22 protein-coding genes are annotated in these 25502 nt (G+C 50.0%); 17 read left to right on the top strand and 5 right to left on the bottom strand.

The window, feature by feature from the left end:
- Positions 1 to 32: 32 nt before the first annotated feature.
- The gene (locus tag CWE21_RS03795; RefSeq protein ID WP_126833139.1) at positions 33 to 1982 is read left to right on the top strand and encodes an alpha/beta hydrolase family protein; all 1950 of its coding nucleotides are present in this window, start codon (positions 33 to 35) and stop codon (positions 1980 to 1982) included.
- Here the strand turns inward: CWE21_RS03795 and CWE21_RS03790 are convergent.
- Positions 1979 to 3208: an adenosine deaminase family protein gene (locus CWE21_RS03790; RefSeq protein ID WP_126833138.1), complete on the bottom strand. Its 1230-nt coding sequence runs from the start codon at positions 3206 to 3208 to the stop codon at positions 1979 to 1981. The two genes, CWE21_RS03795 and CWE21_RS03790, sit on opposite strands and share 4 nt — an antisense overlap.
- Before the next feature lie 112 nt (positions 3209 to 3320).
- On the opposite strand from CWE21_RS03790, the gene CWE21_RS03785 reads away from it, so the two are divergent.
- The 14 genes from CWE21_RS03785 to CWE21_RS13540 all read left to right on the top strand — a co-directional run bounded on the left by CWE21_RS03785 (position 3321) and on the right by CWE21_RS13540 (position 18003).
- Complete coding sequence (locus CWE21_RS03785) at positions 3321 to 3902, top strand: thymidine kinase (RefSeq protein WP_126833137.1); 582 nt, start codon at positions 3321 to 3323, stop codon at positions 3900 to 3902.
- 73 nt (positions 3903 to 3975) lie between these two features.
- Complete coding sequence (locus CWE21_RS03780) at positions 3976 to 6297, top strand: sensor domain-containing diguanylate cyclase (protein ID WP_126833136.1); 2322 nt, start codon at positions 3976 to 3978, stop codon at positions 6295 to 6297.
- 60 nt (positions 6298 to 6357) lie between these two features.
- The gene (gene pyrC, locus CWE21_RS03775; protein ID WP_126833135.1) at positions 6358 to 7392 is read left to right on the top strand and encodes a dihydroorotase; all 1035 of its coding nucleotides are present in this window, start codon (positions 6358 to 6360) and stop codon (positions 7390 to 7392) included.
- Positions 7393 to 7520: 128 nt separating this feature from the next.
- Entirely contained in the window at positions 7521 to 8468 is a 948-nt protein-coding gene (locus CWE21_RS03770) for a hypothetical protein (RefSeq protein WP_126833134.1), read from the top strand.
- Positions 8465 to 9085: a hypothetical protein gene (locus CWE21_RS03765; RefSeq protein ID WP_126833133.1), complete on the top strand. Its 621-nt coding sequence runs from the start codon at positions 8465 to 8467 to the stop codon at positions 9083 to 9085. The genes CWE21_RS03770 and CWE21_RS03765 overlap by 4 nt, the downstream gene beginning before the upstream one ends.
- The gene (locus tag CWE21_RS03760; protein ID WP_126833132.1) at positions 9082 to 9726 is read left to right on the top strand and encodes a hypothetical protein; all 645 of its coding nucleotides are present in this window, start codon (positions 9082 to 9084) and stop codon (positions 9724 to 9726) included. The genes CWE21_RS03765 and CWE21_RS03760 overlap by 4 nt, the downstream gene beginning before the upstream one ends.
- Positions 9713 to 10066, top strand: a complete 354-nt coding sequence (locus CWE21_RS03755) for a hypothetical protein (protein WP_126833131.1) — start codon at positions 9713 to 9715, stop codon at positions 10064 to 10066. The genes CWE21_RS03760 and CWE21_RS03755 overlap by 14 nt, the downstream gene beginning before the upstream one ends.
- Complete coding sequence (gene mshL, locus CWE21_RS03750; protein WP_126833130.1) at positions 10063 to 11715, top strand: pilus (MSHA type) biogenesis protein MshL; 1653 nt, start codon at positions 10063 to 10065, stop codon at positions 11713 to 11715. The genes CWE21_RS03755 and mshL overlap by 4 nt, the downstream gene beginning before the upstream one ends.
- Positions 11716 to 11722: 7 nt before the next feature.
- Entirely contained in the window at positions 11723 to 12637 is a 915-nt protein-coding gene (locus CWE21_RS03745) for an ExeA family protein (RefSeq protein WP_126833129.1), read from the top strand.
- The gene (locus tag CWE21_RS03740; RefSeq protein WP_126833128.1) at positions 12634 to 13686 is read left to right on the top strand and encodes a tetratricopeptide repeat protein; all 1053 of its coding nucleotides are present in this window, start codon (positions 12634 to 12636) and stop codon (positions 13684 to 13686) included. Before CWE21_RS03745 ends, CWE21_RS03740 begins: the two co-directional genes overlap by 4 nt.
- A 3-nt stretch (positions 13687 to 13689) precedes the next feature.
- The gene (locus tag CWE21_RS03735) at positions 13690 to 15453 is read left to right on the top strand and encodes a GspE/PulE family protein (RefSeq protein WP_126833127.1); all 1764 of its coding nucleotides are present in this window, start codon (positions 13690 to 13692) and stop codon (positions 15451 to 15453) included.
- Positions 15446 to 16663: a type II secretion system F family protein gene (locus CWE21_RS03730; RefSeq protein ID WP_126833126.1), complete on the top strand. Its 1218-nt coding sequence runs from the start codon at positions 15446 to 15448 to the stop codon at positions 16661 to 16663. The genes CWE21_RS03735 and CWE21_RS03730 overlap by 8 nt, the downstream gene beginning before the upstream one ends.
- Before the next feature lie 49 nt (positions 16664 to 16712).
- Entirely contained in the window at positions 16713 to 17306 is a 594-nt protein-coding gene (locus CWE21_RS03725) for a prepilin-type N-terminal cleavage/methylation domain-containing protein (RefSeq protein ID WP_126833125.1), read from the top strand.
- Between the two features lie 226 nt (positions 17307 to 17532).
- Positions 17533 to 18003 carry a prepilin-type N-terminal cleavage/methylation domain-containing protein gene (locus CWE21_RS13540; protein ID WP_126833124.1) on the top strand — a complete coding sequence of 157 codons (471 nt, stop codon included), beginning with the start codon at positions 17533 to 17535 and terminating at the stop codon, positions 18001 to 18003.
- 56 nt (positions 18004 to 18059) lie between these two features.
- Here the strand turns inward: CWE21_RS13540 and CWE21_RS03715 are convergent, their stop codons facing one another.
- The 4 genes from CWE21_RS03715 to CWE21_RS03700 are packed head-to-tail and all read right to left on the bottom strand — an operon-like array spanning position 18060 to position 23742.
- Positions 18060 to 21917, bottom strand: coding sequence for a DUF6701 domain-containing protein (locus CWE21_RS03715; protein WP_157982725.1), 3858 nt, complete (start codon positions 21915 to 21917; stop codon positions 18060 to 18062).
- Positions 21904 to 22374 carry a type II secretory pathway component gene (locus tag CWE21_RS03710; protein ID WP_126833122.1) on the bottom strand — a complete coding sequence of 157 codons (471 nt, stop codon included), beginning with the start codon at positions 22372 to 22374 and terminating at the stop codon, positions 21904 to 21906. The genes CWE21_RS03715 and CWE21_RS03710 overlap by 14 nt, the downstream gene beginning before the upstream one ends.
- Positions 22364 to 23185, bottom strand: coding sequence for a PulJ/GspJ family protein (locus CWE21_RS03705; protein ID WP_126833121.1), 822 nt, complete (start codon positions 23183 to 23185; stop codon positions 22364 to 22366). Before CWE21_RS03705 ends, CWE21_RS03710 begins: the two co-directional genes overlap by 11 nt.
- The gene (locus CWE21_RS03700; protein WP_126833120.1) at positions 23185 to 23742 is read right to left on the bottom strand and encodes a type IV pilus modification PilV family protein; all 558 of its coding nucleotides are present in this window, start codon (positions 23740 to 23742) and stop codon (positions 23185 to 23187) included. The genes CWE21_RS03705 and CWE21_RS03700 overlap by 1 nt, the downstream gene beginning before the upstream one ends.
- 155 nt (positions 23743 to 23897) lie before the next feature.
- On the opposite strand from CWE21_RS03700, the gene CWE21_RS03695 reads away from it, so the two are divergent.
- Together CWE21_RS03695 and CWE21_RS03690 are read left to right on the top strand one after the other, a co-directional pair.
- A complete protein-coding gene (locus CWE21_RS03695; RefSeq protein ID WP_157982724.1) occupies positions 23898 to 24377 on the top strand; it encodes a prepilin-type N-terminal cleavage/methylation domain-containing protein in 480 nt (159 codons plus the stop codon).
- Positions 24378 to 24457: 80 nt separating this feature from the next.
- Positions 24458 to 25501 (top strand): rod shape-determining protein, encoded by a 1044-nt coding sequence (locus CWE21_RS03690; RefSeq protein WP_126833118.1) that lies wholly within the window; start codon positions 24458 to 24460, stop codon positions 25499 to 25501.
- The last annotated feature ends 1 nt before the right edge of the window (position 25502 follow it).

Raw genomic sequence — 25502 nt, 5'->3', positions numbered from 1 at the left:
TTGCCTCGGATGAATTTTCGAGGAGCCCAGCGATGCTGAATCACAAACTAGCGTTAACTTTATTTTTGAGTGCGGTTTTGGTGGCTTGTAGCCCAGCACAAGAAACCGCTGCGACCGCAGAGCCGCAGGCAGCGGCAGAATCGACTGCTGCGGTACAGGAGTATCCCGCAGAGACGTTTTTTGCGACCACAACTTTGTTTGGTTCGTCTTTGAGTCACGACAACGCCGAGGTGCTGGTTACCAGTGATGCCGATGGCATTTTTAATGTCTATAGCTATCCAGTGGGTGGCGGCGAGCCCGCTCAGCTTACGCGGTCTACCAGCGATGCTTTTGCTGGGCTCAGTTGGTTCCCCAATGACAAACGGTTCCTGTATAGCGCCGACCAAGGTGGTAACGAGCTCGATCACATTTATGTGCGTGAACTCGACGGGAGTGTGCAAGATCTCACGCCCGGCGAGGAGTTAAAAGCGGCGTTTCTGGGCTGGCATGCGAATGATGAATTCTTCTATGTCATGACCAACGAGCGAAATCCTGCGAATTTTGATATTTATCGTTACCGCACCGATAACTACAGTCGTGAGCTGATTTTCCAAAACGACGCAGGTTGGGCTGACATGCGAGTGGCACCGAATGGCGAGTGGTTAGCGCTGGCAAAGGTTAATAGCAACAAAGATACCGACCTCTATTTACTTGACCTCACCGATGCTGCTGAAGAGCCGCTGCTCATTACCGATGATACCAATGCGGTAAGCAATAGTATTTTCAGTTTTAGCCCAGATAGTCAGAGCCTAATTTATGGCACCAATGCCCATGGCGAGTTTGTGCAAGCCTGGCGCTATGACATAGCTAGCGGCGACCATAGCGAAGAGTACACAGATAACTGGGATGTTATGTTTGTTTACTTCTCCGAGCAGGGTGGCTACCAGATGATCGGAGTGAACAGCGACGCCAGCACCAAGCTTACAATATTAAACACGACAACGGGCGAGCCTATTGCGATGCCTGGTTATCCAGCCGGTGACTTACGTGGGGTTAACTTCTCGGATGATGAGTCAGTGCTAGCATTCTATGTTAATTCAGATACCTCACCATCAAATCTTTATACTTGGCAGGTAGGTCAAGAACAATTGGTGCAAGTCACCGATGCTTTAAGTCCAAAAATTGATAAGAGCGACCTTGTTGCAAGCCAAGTCGTGCGTTTCGAGAGCTTTGATGGACTGGAAATTCCTAATATTCTCTATCGTCCACAGCAAGCGAGTGTGACGAACAAGGTGCCTGCAGTTATATACATCCACGGCGGACCTGGCGGGCAAACCCGCAAAGGTTATAACCCGATGGTGCAGCATTTGGTCAACCACGGTTACGCCATGCTGGGGATCAATAACCGCGGCTCGTCGGGTTATGGTAAAACGTTTTACCACTTAGACGACCGTCGCCATGGCGAAGATGACTTGCAAGATGTGGTTTATGCGAAGAAGTACCTGCAAAGCTTACCTTGGGTGGATGCCGACAAGATTGCCGTTATGGGTGGCAGCTATGGTGGTTATCTGACCATGGCAGCCTTAGCATTTACCGACGAGTTTGATGCCGGTATTAACATTTTCGGCGTCACTAACTGGGTGCGCACCCTGGAAAGCATTCCACCATGGTGGGCGAGCTTCCGCCAATCGCTTTACGATGAGCTTGGCGATCCTGCGGAGCATGCTGAACGCTTACGTCGTATTTCACCGCTGTTCCATGCCGCTCAGGTGCAAGCACCCGTATTGATTGTGCAAGGCGCTAATGATCCGCGCGTTCTTCAAGTCGAAAGTGACGAGATGGTTGCCGCTATTCGTGAAAACGGCGTGCCAGTAGAGTATGTGCTATTCGATGATGAAGGACATGGCTTCCGCAACAAAGAGAATCGTATCGAAGCGCAAGAAGCCTATTTGAATTTCTTAGAGCAATACTTACGACAAGCTGATAGCACGGCGGGCGACTAACGCACGCCGTGTTCTGCTGCGACCTTGTCGAAATACTGCAGGACTTGCTTGGCGTAAGCACGCTTAGCTAAGTAGTCCTGCGGGAAGAAGTTCTTTTTGAAGCCGTAGGCAACCATATCTTTTAAGCGTTTGAGTGGAATGTCTGCGGCTTGATTTGCCAATTCATATTCGCGGGTCACTGTCGTCCGCGACACCAAACGGTTATCGGTACAAATAACTGTCGCTAAGCGGTGGTCAAACATGTGCTTGAAGTTGTGATTGGTAACCTCACCAATAGTCGGATTGGTTTGTAGGTTACTGGTAATACAGACTTCAATAGCGATGCGTCGATCAGCGATAAATGACGCCAGTTGGCTGGCATAACTTTCTTTATCAGTGATTTTTGGATCCTGAATCATATCTGGAGAAAAGAGTGAGTAGCCGTGCCCAAGGCGGTCGGCATAGCATTGGGTGAGTGCTTCAAAAATACTCTCAGCACCGTAAGCTTCTCCGGCGTGGACAGTTTTTAGTAAAAAGTTTTGGTGGGCATATTCATAGACTTCTTTGAAGTCATGTGCCGGATACCCCATTTCTTGACCGGCAATATCTAGGCCAACAATCGGCAATCCTTCTTCGTCGCGCAAACGAATGCTGGCGCGGATCATTTCCATGGCAGCGATTTTGATCACATGTTTCGGTTCGTGGTCGCGCAAAGTCTGAAACAGCTGGGTGTAATAAGGCGAGAATCCTTTTTTGCCGAACATGCGCATGGCGCAATTAATAATGCCATAGTCAAATGGAGGCTTTTCACCAGCTTGCACAGCCGCTTGGCTGTTATACTCATCTTTTGCGCGCTTCAAACCGGCGTTAGTGGTATGCATGACGCGGTCAAAATCGATCCCGCGACTGGGATCCATCATGAGTTGTGGCGCAAAGCGAACCTCGATATAGATAACGCCTTCGGCAAGATTATCCATCGCCAGTTCATACGCCGCTTGCTCCAAGTTTTCCATGTCGCGTAAGACCGCACAGGTGTATTGGAAGCCATTCAGGTATTCGCCAAGATCGTTATAGCTCTCTTTAAAAACTTGGTCATAGAGGCCATCGACGGTGTACGAAGGTAACTCCACGCCACTGCGCTTTGCCATTTCGATGAGGCCGTCGGGGCGTAAGCTGCCATCGAGGTGTAAATGCAAATCCGCTTTCGGCATGGCCTTTAAAAATGCGTGAGTATAACGTTCTGACATTGATGATCCTCCAGTTGACTTGCGCCATGATAGCAAAATTTGCCTTTGCATTCAGTGTTCAAACTCAGTATAAACCTCAAGCAGATAGTTCAATCAAGCGAATCGAATAATCATGGCTTCTCTTTATTTTACATACTCGGCAATGAACGCTGGCAAGAGCACTTCTTTATTACAGGTTGCGCATAACTACGAAGAACGTGAACAAAAAGTGCTGTTGTTGACACCCGCAATTGACGATCGGGCTGGCAAAGGCATGATCGCTTCACGTCTGGGTATTGACCGTTCTGCGCTGGCGTTTACCAGCGGCACCGACCTAGCCGCACTCATCGAAGCGCGCCATGGCCAGCAGCCAATCGACTGTGTGTTAATCGATGAAGCACAATTCCTAACTGAAACGCAGGTTTGGCAACTGACTGACGTGGTTGACCGCATTGATATTCCAGTGATGTGTTATGGCATTCGAACGGACGCGTTTGGGCAGGCCTTCCCAGGCAGTGCTGTCTTATTGGCGGTTGCCGACAAAGTGAGTGAAATGAAAACCATCTGCTTCTGTGGTCGCAAGGCCACCATGAACCTGCGCATTGACGAGAAGGGTGATGCGGTAAAAGTGGGTGAGCAAATTGCCATCGGCGGTAACGATCGATATATCTCATGCTGTCGTAAGCACTGGAAAGAAAAATTAGGATTGCGTTAACTACGATGATTTAACTTCGTTTTTGCGCAATGTCTGCTACGCTTAGATTTGAACACCAAAATCAGGGGGTTATATGCAGCAATTTCCAGTGCCACGCAATGAAGCTGCGCGCTTACGGCTGTTGCATGAGCTGGAGTTGCTTGATACCGAAGCTGACCCGATTTTTGACCGCATTACTTTACTTGTCAAAGAGTTGATGAGCGCCGATGCAGCGCTGATTAGCCTAATAGATGACCAACGCCAGTGGTTCAAGGCGAAAGTCGGTTTTAATGAAGCGGAAACCCCCCGCAAAGTTTCCTTTTGTACACATGTAGTCGCATCCGGAAAAACGATGGTGGTCGAAGATGCCACCGAAGATGAACGCTTCTGCAATAATCCCTATGTAGTGTCCGAAGATGGCATTCGAGCTTATGCCGGGGCGCCCATCACCCTCTACGGTGAATTCCACCTCGGAACCCTTTGTGTGATTTGCAACCAACCGCGGCAATTCACTGCCGCAGAATTACGTTACCTTGAAACGTTTGCCGACTGGATTGCCGTTACGATCGCCGAACGTTTTGAAATCGATAACCACCGTGCTGAGCGTGAAGTCCTAGCCCAAGGGCCGGTCTGTGCTGTGGTCTGGCGTATCGAACCCAATGTTCACTTAAGCTATGTGGCTGAAAATGCATCGCGCGTATTAGGGTACGAACCCGATTACCTATTACGCGACGATGTCAATTATGAGTCCATCGTTCATCCCGATGAACGCCAAGAGTTGCTTGACCGAATGCAACGCTTAATTGACGGCGAGCAAGATGCCCTTGAAATGGATTATCGCGTGCTGGCAAAACACCAAGGTAAATCTGTGACTCGCTGGGTTCACCATTACGCGCGGGCCGATAAAGATCACCTAGGAAACGTGTTGCGGGTAAGAGGCTACTTGCTGGATGACAGCAAAGGAAAAGAGCTCGAACTAAAGTTGCAAGAAGCGAATGATAATTTCGATATTGCCCTCACCGCCGGTGGTTTTTTTACCTGGTCGTGGCTCATTCAAAGCAATCATCTTGAAGTAAGTCACCGCTGGCAAGAGTTTTTGGGATACACGGTCGGTGATAAGAAGGAGTTCAACTGGAGTGATTTGGTACACCCAGAAGATTTGGCTTTCCTGCAAGCGAAATTAAACGACCACATTAAAGGGCCTGCATCGCGCTTTGATGCACGTTTTCGTTTGCGGCATAAAGATGGCCATTATGCATGGGTACATAGTGTCGGTCGTCTGATCGAGCGCGACGCACAGGGGCGTGCGGTAAAAATGACAGGCATCCACCACGACATTTCTGAGCAGGTGGCCAACGAAGAGTTTTTACATCAGCAAGCGGCCATTTTGGAGTTGGTTTCGCACGTGCAGCATGAGTTTATGCTCGCCAAAGATTTCAGTGAAGTGTGTGACTATGCGCTGCCGAGACTGATGAAAATGACCCATACCAGTGTTGGCTTTGTTGGCGAATTGCCAGCGGAATCACGAAAATGCAATTTACTGCTAGTGCACGGGCTGCAGTTGGGGATTGATGGCGACGACACTTATAGCAAATTAATTCGGCAAGGGCTCGAGGTCGAAGTCGCTGGAGATGTCGTCAAAAAGGTGTTGTTGCGTGGTGAACCTGAGTTTTGCCATGAGCCGATTTCCGAGTTAGAGCTAAGTTTCAAACCCGTGACGCTACCGCCACTGAAAAATGGACTCATCCTGCCACTTTATTTTAAACGCGAAGTGGTCGGCTTAATGGTGCTAGCAAATACCACCCATACCTTTGAGCGTCGTTTACTGAGTCTGCTGCGGCCGATGCTTGATACCCTCGGTACGCTCATGCATATGCGTCGAATGGACCAAGAGCGCGTCGCGGCGGTGAACGAGTTGCGTCGTCTTGCGACCACCGATGAGCTCACGGGGGTCGTTAACCGACGCGTGTTTTGGGAGGCGATTGAGCAACGTTATGACGAATTTATGCGCTATCAGACACCTGTCACCGTGGCGATTATCGATCTCGACCACTTCAAAAGGGTAAACGATACCTATGGGCATGCGGCGGGAGATGAGGTATTACGTGAGTTTTGTCGTCGTAGTAAGCAACAGTTGCGCGAGATTGATTTGCTTGGCCGTCTTGGCGGAGAAGAGTTTGCGATTTTACTACCCTACACCGAAGCTGCTGACGCTCTGCTCGCGCTAGAACGGATTCGCAAAGCTATCGCTGCGCAGCCTTTCCAGTTCGACGACGAAGTCATCGAGGTGACGATCAGTGTCGGTCTCACCGAATTAAGAGCCGAGGATCAAAAAATCGATGACTGGATGGCGCGCGCTGATGAAGCGCTCTACCACGCCAAAGAGAAAGGTCGTAATCAGAGCGTTACGGCTTAAGTCAGCTGCGTTATAATAACGGCTACTATTCATTTTGTTGATTGCTGCTAAGAGGTACCCATGCAAGAGCTTACGCTTCCACGCCCTGATGATTGGCATTTACATCTACGTGATGAAGAGTTGCTGGCGACGACAGTGCCTGCAACTGCTAAGGTGTTTGGTCGGGCGGTGATTATGCCTAACCTAGTCCCGCCAGTAACCACCGTGGAGCAAGCGCTAGACTATCGCCAACGTATCTTAGCGCAACGTCCTGCAGACAGCGCTTTCCGCCCATTGATGGCGCTTTACTTAACGCAACAAACCAGTGTCGATACTGTGCGCGCAGCGGCTGAAAACGCTGAAGTGATTGGTTTTAAACTGTATCCTTCAGGCGCCACAACGAACTCGGCCGCTGGGGTAACCGATATCGAAGCGCTTGATGAAGTGTTTGCGGCCATGGCAGAGCTGCAAGTGCCGTTGCTGGTGCATGGTGAAGTCACTGCCGCAGAAATTGATATTTTCGATCGCGAAAAAGTTTTTATCGATACTAAGTTACGGCCACTGCTGGCGCGTCACCCGAAGTTAAAGTTGGTGCTTGAGCATATCACCACCGGTGATGCAGTCGATTTTGTACTCGAGCAAGGCAGTAATGTTGCCGCGACAATTACCCCGCAGCACTTATTGATGAACCGTAACGATCTATTAGTTGGCGGCATCCGCCCACATAACTACTGCTTACCAATTCTCAAGCGACGCGAGCATCAAGAAGCCTTGCAGCGAGCCGCCGTATCCGGAAGCCCGAAGTTTTTCCTCGGTACTGACTCAGCGCCGCATGGTCAATCCAAGAAAGAGGCGGCTTGTGGTTGTGCCGGTTGCTATTCAGCGCCTGCCGCAATTGAGCTTTATGCCGAGTTTTTTGAGCGTATGAACGCTTTGGATAAATTAGCTGACTTCGCTAGCCACTTTGGTGCCGATTTCTACGGTTATGAGCGTGCCAAGGAGCAAATTAAGCTGGTACGGAGTGAATGGACGGTGCCGGCCACGGTCGATACTGCCATTGGGCCAATGGTGCCTTATTGGGCGAATGAAGCGTTACAATGGCGGTTTGAGGGCTAATTAACATTCCCGAAACAAAGCACTGTGAGTTCTTGCAGTGCTTGTTTTTCACGCAAAAAGTGTCAAACTTGCGTTAAGAAGCCTCGTCCGGCCTCTAATAAAAATTATAAAGTAGCAGGGACCGAAAATTGTTGAATTTATTACGTGCGCGCTCCAAAAGCCCTTACTTGCTCGTTTTTGGTATTCACCGAAACGTGGTGCATTTCGTTGTTGTCGATGTGCGTGACACGAGTCAGCCACAACTGATTGTCTCCGACGAACACGTTGTCACACAAGACGATGCTGCGGCATCGATGCGTGCACTCCTCGATAAATACTCTCGCTATGGTAAACACGATCCGCGTTTGGCGCTGGTGCTCGGCAGTGGGCTCTACCAGAGCGTAACCTTGGATAAACCACAATTAAGTGATGCTGAACTCGCAAGTAGTTTGCGTTATCAACTGACGGATCTGGTTAGTTTTGAGCCGGACGACTGTCTTGCCGATTACTATGAGCTTCCCTTGCAAGTTCAAGGGCAGCAAAAAATCCATGCCATCGCCGCGAGTCGCTCGCAGTTAGCTCCCTTATTAAAAGTGGCACATGAACTAACTGAACGTGTGCAAGGCATATACGCCGAAGAACAGGCACTGGAGAAACTCCATTCCGAAAATACCGAAGCGGGTGCATTGGTTTATCAGCAAAATCAGCAACCAGCGTTAGTGCAGGTGTACAGTAATGCGGAACTGCAAGTTACCCGTGCAGTGCGTTCATTAGAAAAAATCAGTGAGCTGACACTTGATGAAATCAAGCTAGGTGGGTTGCAACCTCTCAGTATCGAAATTCAGCGATCAGCTGATTATTTCGAGCGACAGTTGCGACAACGCCCCCTGGCGGTTGTGTGGTTGGCAATCGGAATAGAGAAAAATCAAGAAGTGCTGAGCACCGTTCACGAGGATCTTGGCTTAGATGTGGTCTGGGCGTCTTATCCGACCTGGGCACAGGAATTAGCTGCAGGTGATTATAGTGACTTTCCTGTTCTCGGCGGAGCGCTTTTGGCATTGGCCGATAGCAGTAATGAACCAGAGGTGTCGTCATGAAACGGATTGCAAACCTCTACCTCGACGAATTACAGCCTAGCCGTGAATGGTTGACGTTAACTCGGTTTCTGAAGACAAGTGCCGTGTTGCTCGTCGTCTTCCTACTAATGTGGGTTGTTATCAATTATATAAACGCACAACAGCAGCGGGAAAGCGAACAGGTGCGTGCACAGCTGGCGGCAGCGCAGGCACAATTACAACAACGCCAAGCACAGCTAGATAATGCACTCAATGATCCTGAACTTAACGATGCGTTACGTGAGGTGGAGCAAACCTTGGCACTTCGCAACAAGCTGCTCGAACAGATGTACTCGCACACACAACGAAACCAGCAGAGCTACTCGCAGCTGCTTACCGATCTTGCGGCCGCGGATCAAAACTCGGTTTGGTTGCAGCGAATTTTGGTCGTCGATAACGCCTTAAGCATTGAAGGACGGACCTTAAAGCCACAAGGGCTGCCAGACTGGTTGGCGAGCTTCAGCCGTTACCCATCGCTACAAGACCGACCGTTTGGTGTCTTCGAGCTGGTCGAAGATGAGCAGCAAGGATTGCGCTTTGTGGTTGGGCATCTAAATAATGCTGGTAGTAATCAGAACACTCCGGAGGCGCGCCGATGAAGCAACAATGGCTTGAGCTCCAAGAGAAGTTTAATGCGCTGAGCTTGTCACGGCGTAAGTTCTGGTTCGTTCTGACACTTATATTTGTCGCTTACCTAGGCCTTTATGTCTTACTCCTGCCAGCGTGGCAGAGCTATCAAAGCGATGCGACGCAACTGCAACAGCAAGAGAACCAACTCAACCTGTTAGAACAACAAATTCAGGCGGTTGAGATTCGCTTGTCCGGTGATCCCAAAGCCCCGTTAAAGCGCCGCTTGGAGAATTTTGAACAGCAGTTAGAAGCGATTAATCAGCGCCTGCAGAATGAAACCAATTATGTGAGTGCCGCCGATAATCGTCGCTTATTACAGGCATTACTTGTGAGTGCAAGCCAACTAACGGTGGTATCAGCGCAAGCGAAACCAGCGGAGCGGATTTACGGTGACAATGAGTCACAGCAAGGTGCGATCTACAAACATCGGTTGCAACTTGTAGTGCGAGGGTCGTATCAGCAAATTTTTGACTATTTTCGTCGTCTCGAACAGTTACCTTGGTCATTTTATTGGCAAAAAATGGATTACGGCGTAGTGAACTATCCGCAAGCCGAGGTCACTTTGGAAATTTATACACTCAGCTTGGAGCGAGATTATGTGGCGAGCTAGCTTGGCTCTATTGCTGTTATCTTGCAGTGCATCTGCACAACAGCAACTGAATGACCCGACTGCACCGCCGCAATACCAAGCGCCGGAGCAAACTGCTGTAGAACAACAAAATCTACGTTTGGTAGCCATTCGTACCGATGGCACGGGGCGTATTGCGACGATCAACGGCGCCAACTATCGCTTAGGTGATCGCATTGAACCTTATGAGATAACAGACATAACAATGGCAACGGTCACTTTAAAGCACCGACAGAAGAATAATGAGCTAACACTTGCGATATTTAATCAGAGCTCGTTCATTGAGAACACGAACGAGAGCTCAGGGGGAAGCAAAGAATGATGCGTAGCGGACTAATTGGGCTAGGTGTGATGGTGTTGATGGGCTGTGCGCATCAACCTGAACGCATGCCGACAGAAATGCAACAGGCGCTTGCAGTGCAGGAACAACAAGAGGCAGAGCGGCCACCACTTCCCGAGTCGGTGCGTGCGAGTTTGCGGCCAGATTTGGCGGATCAACAAGCGCTGAGTGAAACCTTGTTGGCTGAGCCGCGCTTTTCATTAAACGCAAATGGCATCCAAGCGCGTGAATTCTTCGCTGGCTTAGCGGCAGATAGCCCGTATAACATCGTTGTTCATCCACAAGTGGAAGGGCAAATTACGGTAAGTCTTAAAGACGTCACATTAGCTGAAACCCTTGAAGTGATTAGTGATATCTACGGGTACGATATCCAGAAAGAACGTAAAATCATTCGGGTGTTTCCCGCTGGCTTGCGGACTGAGACGATCGCGCTTGATTATTTGGCATTACAGCGCATGGGACTATCCCAAACGAGTGTTAGTTCAGGCGGGGTCAAAGAGAGTGACCAACAGAATAACCTCTACAATGGCGGGGCTAGCAACTTTAATAATGCCTTATTGGGCAATCAAGCAGGTATCCCTGGACAAGGCGCCTTGGGACAAAGTGGCTTGAATGGTTTGAACAATGGGATGCAAACCAATGGCTCCTCAATTTCAACACAATCCCGTACCGATCTGTGGGGTGATTTGAAAGAGATCCTTGAAGGCGTTGTGGGCGAGGGTGAGGGGCGTCGCGTAGTCGTCTCGCCGCAAGCAGGTCTTGTGACGATTACCGCCTTTCCTGATGAACTGCGCGCAGCACGCGACTTTCTCAGTTCCGCGCAAGAGCGGCTACAACGTCAAGTCATTTTAGAGGCGCGTATCGTTGAAGTCGCCCTAAACGACAACTATCAACAAGGTATTAATTGGAGCGATTTGTTCCAGCTTGGAAATGCGAACGGAAGTATCGGTTTCAGTGGCGGTTCGGTCGATAACAGCAATGGTGTTTTCGGCGTATCACTTGATGTCGGAGATTTCAGCGGCGTCCTCAATTTGTTGCAGAATCAAGGCAACGTTCAGGTGCTCTCGAATCCACGTGTGAGTGCTGCGAATAACCAAAAGGCGGTGATTAAAATTGGCGAAGATGAATATTTCGTCACGGATGTTTCAACCACTACGGTAACAGGCACGGCGACTACGTCGACACCGAATATTGAATTAACTCCGTTTTTCTCTGGTATAAGTTTGGATATCACACCGCAAATTAGTGATGACGGTGAAGTGATTCTCCATGTTCATCCATCCGTTGTTGAAACCACCGAGCAAAACAAAACCATCACTCTCAATCAAGAGTCGTTTGTGTTGCCGTTGGCACAGAGCAACATTCGTGAGAGCGATACCATCGTGCGTGCGCGCAACGGTGAAATCGTTGTCCTAGGCGGACTCATGCAGACCAGCTACAACGATACTGAATCAAAAGCGCCGTTACTGGGCGATATTCCTGTAGTTGGCAACCTTTTCAAAAATAAACGCCGCTCGGAGCAAAAGAAAGAGCTGGTGATTTTGATTCGTCCTGTTGTGGTGGGTGTGAATACTTGGCAGCAAGAACTGCAACGCTCAAGCGAATTACTTAACGGCTGGTATAAAGAATAATCTGGTTATGTATCAAAGTCATTACGGGCTCACCGAACTGCCATTTACGCTGACTCCAAATACCAGTTTTTACTGCGATTTGGAAAGTCATCGTAATGCCTTTGAGGTGCTCGTTACCGCACTCGATGCCGGTGAAGGATTTATAAAAGTAGTCGGCGAAGTTGGCACCGGAAAAACCCTTTTGTGCCGCAAGTTATTGAATGAGCTGCCACCGGTTTATGTCACGGCTTATATTCCGAATCCGTATCTGACGCCAAGCGAGATGCGGGGGCACATCGCGCGCGAGTTGCAAATTGAAACCAGTGATATTACCAGTGAGCAGATCCTTACGCAGGCGATTCAAGAGCGGCTGGTGGCAATTAGCCGAGAAGGTAAGGTAGCCGTCATCGTTGTGGATGAGGCGCAAGCACTGCCGAGCGAAACGCTTGAGGCATTACGACTGATTTCAAATTTAGAAACGGAGTCACGCAAGCTCCTTCATATTGTGTTGTTTGGGCAGCCCGAGCTTGATGAGCGACTTGCGACGCGAGAGCATCGCCAATTAAGGCAACGTATCACGTTTAGTTATCGCTTACAGGCTATGACCTTAACTGAACTCGCACATTATTTGTCACATCGCTTGTATGTTGCTGGGTACCAAGGGGCGCCCATTTTCTCGGCGAGAGTGGTAAAAATGCTGTTTCAGGCCAGTCGTGGTATCCCACGATTGGCCAATGTTCTAACCCACAAGTGCTTATTGCTTTGTTACGGTGAAGGCGTTTACCAAGTCCAACCAAAGCATGTGCGCTTCGCTGTTGCTGATACTGAAGACGTACAGTTGCCACGTCGAAGCTATGTTTGGGTGTTGGCGGCTCTTGGTATTGTTTCCGTTGCTTTGTTATGGAGTTGGCAAAGCGGTTGGTTACAGGAGTATATGCCGTGAGTGTAATTAATCGCATGTTACGCGACCTTGACCAACGCCAGCAGCAAACTCAACAGAAATCGGCGGCTCCAGCTGCGGCGATGCCGCAACAAAAGCCTTGGTTGCTTTGGTTGGCGGGGCTACTGTTTTTGGTCTTAGTAGTGATCATAGGCTGGTTATTTTGGCCGCAGAGCTCGCAAGAACAAGCAGCTTCTGCAGTCGAAACTGTTGATGCACCTAACACTCGCGCGGTGACTGAACCAGTCACCGAAACGAAAGTTAATGAGCCTGTTGAACCTGAAGCGCAATTAGCGCAAGTCGACAACCAGCCACAGCAACAAGAAACTGCGCCTGTAGTACCCGCAGAAGTGGCGGCAACGCCTTCAGAGTCTGCAGTTAGTGAAGCGAGCGTTACGCCACAACAAAGCGAAGCTGAAGTTCTTGAGCCCGAGCCAGAAAGCCAGGGCAGTATGGAAGTTGAGCCAGTAGCTCTGACAGCTGAAGAACTCGCATTAGCGAAGTTCCAAAAGGCACAGGAAGCGTTAAAAAGTGGTGAGCGTCAGCGTGCGCAAGAGCTATTGGAGCAAGTCATTGTTTTAGCTCCTGATCATATTGCTGCACGCAGTGAGCTTGCCGCCTACTGGTACGGCCGAAATCAGCAAAACACAGCGTTGGCGATACTCGCAGAGGGGTTAGAACGACAGCCGCAACAGCCACGCTGGTTGTTGTTGTACGGCCGGATTTTATTTAATGCTGGCGCCTATGATGAATTGCTCATGGCTTACAGAGATTTACCGTTAGGCTCGGCAGAGGCTGAGAAATTAGTGCAGTTGCGCGCGAGTGCGGCGAATCAAAGTCGGCAATTTGATAGCGCAGCAGACGATTATCAGTGGCTCGCAGAATTAACTCAGCAGGGGCATTGGTGGCTGGCTGCGGCGGTTGCTCATGAGGATGCCCAACAACCGCAACGCGCGATCACTGCTTATCGCCAAGCGCTGCAAGCCACAAGTCTAAATAGCGATGGACGAGCCTATGCTAACCAGCGCTTACAAGCATTGGGAGGTCGTTAGTTTATGCGCCCACGTTTAAAAATGCGCCTTGGCGACTTGCTCGTACAAGAAAATATTATTTCTGAACAACAGCTCCAGCAGGCGCTGAGTGAACAACGAATAAATGGCCGCAAGCTGGGTGTTACGCTCGTTGATTTAGGTTTCTTAAGTGAGCATGAGTTGCTTGAGTTTTTAGCCAAGCAATTAAGTATCCCTTTTATCGATTTAGCTGAGCGGAAGATCGCTGCCGATGTTGCGAACCTTGTACCGGAAGTACAAGCGCGTCGCCACCGAGCTTTAGTCATTGAAGCCGACGCAAAAGAAGCCCTGGTAGCGATGAGTGATCCCGCTGATCTTGCGGCGGTAGATGCGATCAGCCAGTTTTTGCAACCGCGCGATGTCAAATTAGCAGTGGCTCCGGATCAACAGCTATTGGATGCGTTTGATAACCTTTATCGTCGTACCAAAGATATCGCTCAGTTTGCCAGCCAACTGCAAACTGAATACCAGCAAGATGAAGCGGTTGATCTATCTAGCCTGACGCTGGAAGACGATAGCGATGACGCAACCGTAGCGAAGCTATTGCAATCCATCTTTGCTGATGCGGTACAGGTAAGGGCCTCGGATATTCACCTTGAACCTGACGATCAAGCGCTGCGGATCCGTATGCGCGTGGATGGCTCGTTACAAGAGAACATCTTGCAACAAACCAATATCGCAAGCGCTTTGGTATTGCGTCTAAAATTGATGGCTGGCTTGGATATCTCCGAAAAGCGCTTACCCCAAGATGGGCGTTTTCACATTAAAGTCCGCGACCATGCCATTGACGTGCGGATATCAACTATGCCGGTGCAGTATGGTGAGTCGTGCGTGATGCGCTTGCTTGACCAATCCGCAGGCTTGCTGCAATTAGAGCAAACCGGATTACCTAAGCCCATTTTACAGCGCCTAAGAGTCTTGTTTAATAAACCTTACGGGATGATTATCGTTACCGGCCCTACCGGCTCCGGTAAGACGACCACCCTTTACGGCGTGTTGAATGAACTTAATCGTTCCGAGAAGAAGATTATTACCGTTGAAGACCCAGTCGAATATCGCTTACCACGGATTTCTCAAGTCCAAGTGAATAGCAAAATTGGCCTCACGTTTTCGCGCGTACTGCGGACCACATTGCGACAAGATCCCGACATAATAATGGTCGGTGAGATGCGCGATAGTGAAACCGTTGAAATTGGCCTGCGAGGCGCAATTACCGGTCACTTGGTACTGACCACATTACACACGAATGACTCTATTACCAGTGCGTTGCGTTTGATCGATATGGGCGCAGCTCCCTATCTAGTGGGGGCGGCAGTGAAGGGTGTTCTGGCGCAGCGCCTGATTCGTCGTGTGTGTGAAAATTGCAAGGAAAAGGCAACCATCGAGGCCGCTGATTTAGCACTGTTGCGGCGGATGCGCGCAAACATTCCTGCCGATGGCTCAGGATTTGTCAAAGGACGAGGCTGTCGTAATTGTAATGAAACAGGCTATCGTGGCCGTGTGGGTGTATTTGAATTATTGGAGCTTGACGAGCCAATGATTAATGCGCTCCGTGATGCCAACATGCGTGAGTTTGCAACCGTCGCGAAACAATCACCTCATTTCCGCCCGCTGGCGCAATCGGCGCTCGATTATGCTTTACAAGGAATCACCACGGCTGACGAAGTTTTATTCTTAGCCGAAACCATTGAAGAAGAAGACCCAACCGATGTTGAGTTAGATATGTCCAGTGAGGCCGAACATGGCTGAGTACACCTATCGCGGCCGAGATGCCAGCGGCGAACTGATTACCGGTGGGCTCGAGGCCAATTCCGAGCGAGCCGCTGCAGACACGTTGATCCGCCGTGGGGTGACGCCGCTTTCAATTACTGTGCGCCGTGACAAGCAAGATGAGCCAACTGTTTCATTTTTCAGTGAAAAAATCACACTTGATGATCTCATTGTTTTTACGCGGCAAATGTACTCACTGACCAAAGCTGGGATACCGATTTTACGAGCCATTGACGGGCTTGCTGAGAACAGTCCAAAAAAGCGCATGCGGCAGGTGCTCAAGGATGTGGGCGAACAACTCGAACGTGGTCGCGAGCTGTCCGCCGCCATGGCGGGTCACCCCAAAGTCTTCCCGCGACTTTTGGTAGCGGTAGTGCATGTTGGTGAAAACACCGGCCAGTTAGAAGAAGCTTTCGAACAGCTCTCCGAGTATCTAGCGAAAGAACAGGATACGCGCAAACAGGTGAAGGCTGCATTGCGCTACCCAATGTTTATCGTTAGCGCGCTTGTTGTTGCGATGTTCATTCTGAATATCTGGGTCATTCCAACTTTCGCCAGAATGTTCGAGCAATTTGGCGCAGAACTACCTTTGCCAACGCGCATTTTGCTCGGCACGTCAGATTTTTTCGTAACCTGGTGGCCACTGATGTTAGTGGTGATGGTACTTGGCTGGATCACGTTTAACCGTTTTAAAGCAAGTAAAGACGGCCGTGTAGTTTGGGACCGCTGGAAAACACAAATGCCGATATTCGGTGATATCGTAAAACGTAGTTTGCTCTCTCGTTTCTCGCGAAGCTTTGCTGTGATGCTACGCGCCGGCGTACCTTTGACGCAAGCGCTGCACTTAGTAGCGGATGCTGTTGATAACTACTGGATGGCGCAGCGAGTTGACGATATGCGCCGCACTATCGAACGTGGCGAAGGTCTTACCCGTGCCGCACAGAGTACGCATTTGTTCACACCTCTGGTGATGCAGATGATCAGTGTGGGTGAGGAAACGGGTCGAGTCGATGAGTTACTAAATGAAGTGGCAGATTATTATGAGCGCGAAGTAGACTATGATCTCAAAAGCCTCACTGCTCGTATCGAGCCCATCTTATTGGTGCTGGTTGCGGTCATGGTGGCGATTATGGCACTTGGCATATTTACTCCGATGTGGGATATGATGGATGCTTATAAAGGGCGTTAATACACACCGCTGGGCAATCAAGGCTAAAGGATAGGATGAGGAAATAATTATGTACCCTGAACAATTCAAGCAACGCGGTTTCACCCTTATTGAATTGATTATTGTTATTGTCATTCTGGGGTTACTCGCTGCCTCTGCGATTCCGCGCTTCACGCGTGTGAGTGCTGATGCTGAAGATGCCGCAGTTGAAGGCGTTGCCGGTGGTTTCGCGAGTGCGGTGAGTTTGGTCCGTGCGGAGTGGGAACTGCGCGGTCGACCGCAAGGTAATCCAGATGGCTCTGGGGCTGTGGTTATCATGGACGGAGTACCGGTGAATGTCGATGGCAACACGGGGTACCCGGTTAGCGGCAATAATAACAGTGAAGCGCATGATCAGAATATGGCGGCAGAAGATTGCCGCACGATTATGCAAGCGGTTTTGCAGGGGGCACCAACAGCGACCACGAGTTATGGCTTATTAGCGGAAAATCGCTATTACGTTACGCGTGAAAATAACGGCACCAATGATATTTGTGTATATTATTTAGCAAGTACCATCCAGGGCCGCGCGCAAGCGCCAAGTGGTAACGATTATTTGAGTATCGGCAACGTGTTTGTGTATAACCCGAGAACGGGTGGGGTAAGTATTTTTAGCAATAACTAGTGTTACGCTTAACACTAGGAACAGCATGCGAGCTATCTGGAGTGGTTACTCGTTTCAGGTAGGCGTATTATCCGAAAAGCAGCTAGGTCAGGACTTTCGGATAGCAATAACGTTAGGGGATTTGTTAAGCTAGGCAAGTGGAAGCTGTCCTAGTCTAACAAGTGGGACTGACGACTCAATGGTGACTGTGCGCGGTTGCTTAAGTTTTTAGATGGAGAACATTGTTATGAAACAACAAAAGGGTTTTACCTTAATCGAATTAATTATTGTGATCGTTGTACTAGGTATCCTAGCGGTTACGGCAGCGCCACAATTTATCAACTTTCAGTCAGACGCACGTGAATCAACCGTGAAAGGTGCACAGGCTTCTATCCAAGGCGCGATGCAATTGGTTTATGCCAAATCATTGATTGATGGCTCAGACGCAGCGGCGACAGGCACCGTCGTGACTGAAAACGATACCATCGATATTATTTATGGCTACCCAGCAGCGGAAGCTGCTAGTGCTACTACTGGGGGGATCGCGGCCGCAGCTGGTTTAGGTACTGACTGGGCAAGCAGTGCAACTGGTGCGACGCCAAACGTGATCAGCTTCACACCAGGCGCAACAGTTAATGCAACTTGTGCTGTGGTCTATACCGAAGCTACTGACGCTTCTACACCGGCAAGTGTGACGGTTGACACTTCAGGCTGTTAAGCTGATTTCAGTGCAACAAAAAAGGGCGCATCGCGCCCTTTTTTATTAGTTAGCTATTACTGCAATTCTTTCCAGAACAGCACGCGGTTGTTGCCCCTATATTGCCCAAATCCCGCAATGCCGCGCGGGTCTTGATAGCTACTACCTGAGTCGTCGAGCCAATTAAACTCTAACCATGCTGGCGCGTCATATTCATAGATAAACTCGCCGACATTGCCCGTTCCCGTTGCCTGCCAACGTAGAGCATTAAAGGGCACGACACCATCAACCAGTGGGGTATCACTGCCGGTCGCACTTGGAGTCAGGCTTGCTGGGTCACTAAGAACCGCAAGAGCGCTCACCTGAGCCGTGGTGCAGCTATCTGCTACGTGAGTAATGAAGCGGCTTCCGTCAAAGAATTCGGCGCGTAAGGGCACGCTTAGGTCTTCAGTTTCAGGTCCATAGGTGTTCTCAATGACAAAACGACCATAGCGCAACTGCAACATACCGTTGAGTGATGCTGCATCGCCACTGACTGTGCTTAGGTCGAGGTCACTTGCGGAAAAGTTTCGATTATCGATTTCGCTTGTTATCTGCAAGCCCAGTTGCAAATTAGCGAAAGGTCCATCAACGATGCCGTCAGGATGGCGAGCAAAGCCAGCAATCCCCGTAGTGAAATTAAGTATGCCGGCAGACCAGCTTTGCTGCGTTGGCAAGTTGATAAGTCGATCGGCGAAACGGTCACTCGAATTATCTGCAGGGGAGAGGTTCGCCGCGACGATGTCTACCTGAGCCGTACCCACATAATCCGCAGCGCTATAGTTTTCGGTAACATTCCCATCGCTATCGACTGCGTAAAGTTGGTAAATGACGTTGAGCGCGGGTTCGGACATGTAAGAGTAATCGCCGGGCACACAACTATTTGTCACTGCAGAACTGTCGATAGCAAACCTAAACGGAGCAAAGCGACCGACGGTAGTGTTCTGCTTGACCGCAACGTCACCGGCACCCAGGTAACTATTGTTACTCAATGCAGGTGCGACCTCTATGGTTCCCACATCTAACCAGCGTGCACTATCGGTTCGCAGGCTGCCGAGACGGTTCGGGTCAAGCACGAAGCCCTGATCACCGATATAGTCACTCGCTGGAGCACTTGCATTTGTGGGGTAGATGGTCTGTACATAGCTGGTTTGTACTTCACTGTTTGGCACTTCACGACCAAAATTAGGTGTGGGGTCGCCATTGGCATTGCGGGAGCTCACCACCAGTGAGAAGTTTGCGCCGGCGCTAGCAAAGGCCGCACCACTGTTCGTCGTTGCGCTGACAGGTTGATCAGCTGCGTCAACGGCGATGGCGCTCAGCGTATGTGGTTTGACGACGAAATCATTTAAGCTGGTACCGCTAAGTGTGACGCTTGGATCGTTGATCGTCGGCTCCGTGTTATTTGGTGACTCACTCAGTCCTACCTGACCGTGCAAGCGCATGGCGCCAACATCGGAATAGTTGAGCGTGAGTGGCGCACTGCCATTGCTATCAAAAGTAACCGGTATAGCATTGTAAGTAAGCATCGCCGCGGCATCGTTCAACGGAACTGGGGTACCATTTGCGGCGAACGACTGACCTACTTGGCAGGTCAGGGGATTGCGACACGATGCTGCCAACTCAAGCGTTTGCGCTCCTGTTAAACGAGCTTCACAAGCGCCGGTTTGCGTATTGGTCTCTACTGCGCGAACAGCAGCATTGAAATTATTACCCGCAAAGCTTGGTGGGATAGGGCTGATACCATCAGCAGCAGTAAAAATAAGCCCTGCCGTCGAAAACTCTATTGCGCAATTGGTCGCTGTGCTGCCAGCGCTGTCATAACACTCGGTTGCATTAAGCGCTGCTGGGGCGGCATTGTTTAAGCTAATGGTGGTGGTGCCGCCGTCGACGTAACTCAAGCCAAGCAGACCTTCGCCGCCAGTAAAGCTGAGCGCACCGCCATTTTCGAACGAACTGGCATTGGCAGAACTGGCTAAAGTCACACTCGCAGTGTCAGTGTAACGACTAGCGCAACTTGCATCTAAGCAGGCGATCACCCGCACGGGTGCGGCCAAACAACTAACTACCGACAGTGGGTGCTGAATTCGGTAGTGGTGGATATCAGTAACTTCAGTGTCGCAACCAAACCCTTCACGCACCGCGTCCTGTACTGCATCGGAATAGTTAATCTCAGTATTATTGCCGATATCAAGGGTACCCGCAGTGAGAACCGCACCTTGTAAATTGGTATTGTTACCAAATTCAATCGTGTTATCGCTGTATGGCGCGTAAAGTATGCCGTTAAAAGTGTAGGTAGAGCTAGCTTGATTGAAGTTACCTATCTCAAATTCGGCACCGGCGTATAAATTGATGACTAGGTTTTGCACCGCGCCGTTGCTATTGAAAAAGAGATTGTTTCCGCCTGTTAGGGCGTCCTGAATAAAGATCCGCACTTGTCCCGTAGGGTTGATCTCGATGCTCGAGTCGTTATTCATGCTAATGGAGCGCACGAAGTAATCGCCAGGCCCTAAAGTAAGGGTCTGCGTTTGTGGGCCAAAGGTAATTGCATCGATGAAATAAGTCCCGCCGCCAGTTAATGACGCGGTCGCATTGTTGCCACTAAGCGCAATCGTTGCATAGGTATCAGGCGCAAGACCGTTTGGATTAGTTTGCGAGCTACCGCCGCTAAAAGCTGGAAAAGCGTTCGGTGTTAACGGTGGGAAGGTGACGGCAGCATCTTCGACAACACCAGTGGGTGTAGGTGTATTGCCATCGGTATTATTTGGGTCCGTAATATTAGTGCCATTAATTTCCGAGTTATTGCCGTACTCAAATCCAGTTTCGCCAACGAAGCCGTAATCTGCAAGGTTATTTAGCGCATCGCATTGGTTCACGCCGCTACCGCCACCAGCACCAGTCTGGCAGTCGAGAGGGTTATCGCCGTCCGATGTTTCACAATAGGCTGTCCCCGCCACCGACGACGTGCTGCCAGCATTGTTGGTGATATTTACGGCGGTGGCGTCGCCACCTATTTGCCCAGCCCATTCGATAACAATGTTTCCCGCTGCCGTGGCGTTACCAGTGATACTGGCATTACTCGAAATGAGGCGAATAAAACTACCGGCCACGTTGCCGTCGACGGTAGTGCTCGAACCAAGGATGACATCACCGCTGGCACTGATATTGCCTTGCACCAGGCTATTAGACGATGCGAGGGTCACAGCTCCGGCAGTGATGTCACCGTCGACATTACTGCCGCTTGCCAGAAAGAAGTCATTTATCACATTGATAGGGCCGCTGAGGTCGACCGGAGAATTTGTGTTGAAGTCGCCAGCGTTGATACTTCCTGTAATCGAACTACCACTTTGCAGAGTTAGGTCATTGTCGACGAATATGTCGCCATTTATGTCGCTATTTGAGCCAATATTAGCCTGGTCTGCAGTGAGTGTACCTGTGACGGAATTATTGGAGGTCAGACTGAGTTGCGGGGCAGAGAGCGCACCGATGACATTGACACTATCTGCTAAAGTGATTTGGTTTTGGCTGGTGATATTGCCTTCAACTTGATTGGCATACCCCAAAGTAATCGAGCCCGTAGCATTTAAGTTGCCGTATAGGTTCATACCGGAATCACTTTGAATCGATCCAGACGCATTAATGGTCAATGGGGTGCTGGCACCAATAAAAACTTGTGCATTTTGTAGTTGCACGTTCCCTGTTACATTTACCTCGGAAATTTTGTCGAATACCAGCACGTCATTCCAGCCGAGCGTCAAGCCGTTTGGGCATTGAGCAGGGTTATTCCCTTGTTGCGAGCATCCCGGCGGCAGGTTTTTTCGCAAGTCATAGGTGGCCGCCATAGCATGAGAGCTAAAGAGAACGAGGGCTACGAGAAGATATCTAGTCAATGCCATCGCTTGCCTCCAATAAAAGCTGTCGCGAAAAGACAAAATCACCTGCGTTGCATTGCGCTTGCGCGAGAATGCGATAATGGTCGCCAGCATAAGGCGCTGTTAGACTCAGTCGGTCACAGTAGACGTTGATTGTGCAACGGTCGAGGCCGACAGCATTCAAGTTTTGCTGTAGTACAAGACTTTGCGGGACGCTGTTGACGCGAGCTGGGCACAAACTGCTGTTTGCTGTATTGCTGGTCAAAGGAAATAACTGGGTTAAAAAAACTTCCGCAGCACTCCGAGCTGCCGCCTCGGTACGTGTTCCGTAAACCTCTGTTATCGTGCTATCGCTGCTATCGCGGATAAGCTTCACCACCGTGAGGCCAATCAGTGCCAGCACTACGATCACGAAGATCGCGATAACAAGTGCCGCACCGCGCTGCCGAGTTGGTAATGTTAGAGCTGTCCTAGGGCACATTGGGGAGATGAACCTCATGGTTGATTTGCATGCGTTCTCCGCTTGGGCTAAGCAGTGACCAGTCGAATAAGATCAGGCTATTGCGCTGCAGCGATGCGGGGCTCACCGTAAAGGGGAATTGGCCTGCTCCCAAGTCGTTGACTAATCCATTTAACATGACTTCAGCACTGCCGGCAGTGCCGAGCAAGGTTGTATGATTGGGTTGTGTGGCAATGATGCCATAGTTTTCAAAGCGAAGGAGTTGCGCATTGGCTGCATCATAACACCAACTAATGGGGCTTGAACCTACATAGTAGCGTCGTCCAGGACTTTGTTGACTGAATTCGGCGTTAGCACCGTTGAAAGTTATTTCAATTAGGTTGGGTTGGCCACTGACAGCGCTGCTGCTTTGGATTTGTTGGCGCCGTGCACTGGTCAAAGCGTAGACATGCTGAGGTTGCGTAGGGTAAACAAACAACCATTGCCCGACGAGGCTGCTCTGCGCTTGCGGCGCGATGGCAACAAAGTCGTCACTGGCGCCGGTACTGGTCAGTGGTAGTTCAAGGTAACGACTGCTGGCTAGTAGAGGAACGAACTCGATGCAGCCATTACTTACCCGCGCCGAACGTGGCACGATATACTTTAACTCACGGGTCAAGCGCTCGATGGCGAAACGTGATTCGGCTACCAATTGCTGCCGCGCTGAGGTGTCGGCAAATATACGCGCGCCGAAAGTCACGTAGGCAAAACTAAAGACGCCCAAGATCGCAAGGATGACCATCACGATAATGAGCTCGATTAGAGTAAAGCCATTTGTACGTCGTTGTCCCATCAATAATTCCCCTTAATGATGGAAAAATCGAAATCCTGCCCGAGCGGTGTCGTCACGGTAATCAAAACGCGTTTAAAGGCGGTGCGACTCGCCGTACAAGAGCCAACCGCGTCGCTGTAACAGACGTCGACTGCAAAACCGAAGTTCGGATAACGTACCGAGAGATTGTCGCCCTCAGCGTTGGCAAGCTGTGGGAAGGTGACTTGCAACAGGTGATAGTCGTCGACATCGTCAAAGGTCGTGCGTGTCTCACCTTCTGGGCCGAAGTTACTCGCATTGGTACAGCTAGGACCGCCCACGCCATCACAACGCTGCAAACCACCACTACGTGAACTTTGCTCGTCGAAAGACTTGGCGATAACTTCGTCCATGAGAGCTTGTCCAAGCGTTGCCGCACGTAATTGCAGCACCGGCTCAGCACTCCGAAATGCCTGAGGATAGAGGAGTGTAAAGACTAGCGTTAAGGCAATCGCGAGGGTCACGATGCCAATAATGAGTTCAATCAGTGAAAATCCACTGTTGCGCTGTGCGTGGGCGACTGCTTTCGGAGTAAGCATGAAAACCTTTGTCGTTCTGAATTTATAACTTTTTTAATACGTTCCATAGTATACGAAATTACTTTACACTGCATATTATTAAATCAATGACAGAGACCGATGACTTTACCATGCGTGACGTCACTATAAGGCTGCCTAACAATAGTGTTAAATCTATGCAAGCAATGACGCTTGTAGAGTTACTAATTGTTATCATCATTATTGGCGTTATCTCGGTGACTGCAGCGCCGGCGTTCTTAAATCGCGGGGGCTTTGAACAACAAACGTTTCAAGCTGAACTGATCAGTGCCTTACGGTTGACGCAGCAACGGGCAATGCAAGACGCTACACAAGCGTGTTATGGCGTTAATTTTCAAGCGACACAAATAACACCTTCCCTATGTGGTGCTGCGGTATCAGCCGAGCGCGTCATTGCAGTACCGAATGTAAATGGTTTAAGTGTCAACGCGAGCCTTGCAAACATTAGTAATGGTCTGCGTTTCAATAGTTTGGGTTGTCCAGTTTCAACAAATCATAGTACCAGCACGCCTGAACTTTGTGGGCAAAGTGCGGTCGAGATTACATTGACAGGACCGAACAGCAAAACCGTTTGTGTGCAAAGCCAAGGCTATATTCGCAAAGGCGCATGTAATTAGTCGCTTGCCCGCCTTGGTGTCGCTTGGTAAAGTTACGCGGTTAGATTATCCACCTTGCAAAGTTTACGGGAACACCCCTGATGTTTAAGAAATTGCGCGGAATTTTCTCAAACGATCTCTCCATCGATTTGGGTACAGCAAATACACTAATTTACGTGAAAGACGAAGGCATCGTGCTTAACGAGCCGTCGGTGGTGGCGATTCGTCAAGAAAAGTCAGGCGGCCCGAAAAGCGTCGCAGCGGTCGGTCATCAAGCGAAACAAATGCTTGGTCGTACGCCGGGTAACATAAAAGCAATTCGCCCGATGAAAGACGGCGTTATCGCCGACTTTTATGTGACTGAGAAGATGCTTCAGCACTTCATCAAAAAAGTTCATGATAGCCATTATTTTCGTCCAAGCCCGCGTGTCTTGGTATGTGTGCCTTGTGGTTCAACACAAGTGGAGCGTCGTGCGATTCGCGAATCAGCACTCGGTGCTGGCGCACGCGAAGTGTATTTGATTGATGAGCCAATGGCCGCCGCGATTGGCGCTGGCTTACCAGTATCCGAAGCCACCGGTTCAATGGTTGTCGATATCGGTGGTGGTACGACCGAAGTTGCGATTATCTCATTGAACGGTGTGGTGTACTCATCTTCGGTACGCATCGGTGGTGACAAATTTGATGAAGCAATCGTCAATTACATTCGTCGAAACTTCGGCTCACTGATTGGTGAAGCGACTGCTGAGCGCATCAAACACGAAATTGGTTCGGCATTCCCAGGTGACGAAGTCCGCGAAATTGAAGTGCGTGGTCGTAACCTTGCAGAGGGTGTGCCGCGTTCGTTCACCTTGAACAGCAACGAAATTCTCGAAGCCTTGCAAGAGCCATTGATGGGGATCGTGAGTGCCGTCATGGTTGCGCTGGAACAATCGCCGCCAGAGTTGGCTTCAGATATCTCAGAGCGCGGTATGGTGCTGACCGGCGGTGGCGCGTTGTTACGTGATCTCGACCGCTTGTTGATTGAAGAGACTGGAATTCCGGTGATTATCGCCGATGATCCACTGACGTGTGTGGCGCGCGGTGGCGGTAAAGCATTAGAAATGATCGATATGCACGGCGGTGACCTGTTCAGTTATGAGTAAT

This window comes from Pseudidiomarina aquimaris (assembly GCF_003987395.1).
GTDB classification, from domain to species: Bacteria; Pseudomonadota; Gammaproteobacteria; order Enterobacterales; family Alteromonadaceae; genus Pseudidiomarina; species Pseudidiomarina aquimaris.
The sequence above is the reverse complement of the archived record's forward strand: the minus strand, read 5'-3'. Positions and strand labels throughout refer to the sequence as shown.